The 295-nt window shown below is 28.8% G+C and carries 1 pseudogene; it reads right to left on the reverse strand.

Features of this window, described 5'->3' with window-relative positions:
• Positions 1-295: pseudogene (locus FOT98_RS31735) on the reverse strand (IS200/IS605 family accessory protein TnpB-related protein); the annotation flags it as partial.

The raw sequence follows: 295 nt of genomic DNA on the forward strand, positions 1-295 counted from the left end.
CTTGATTGGATATCTTGTTTTTCATTCTTTCATAGAAATTTTTCCGCCCACCAAAAATAATAGGAGGTAATGTTTTATTTTTAATATGTTTTGCATACGTTTCAATTCTTTGTTCTAATTTTTGTTTTCGTTTTCTTAAACCAATTAAACAACTTTCTAATGAAACTTGTTTAGGTCTTTTTTTGCCGCTTTCATACTCATCTATTTTTTGTAACGTCTTTTCTAACTTTTTTTGATTGTTTTCTAGGTAAACAGGAAGAAGTTCTTTTTGAGAGAAAAGGATCGTTTGCGCTTG

The organism is Bacillus sp. HY001 (assembly GCF_007558965.1).
Taxonomy (GTDB): Bacteria; Bacillota; Bacilli; order Bacillales; family Bacillaceae_G; genus Bacillus_A; species Bacillus_A mobilis.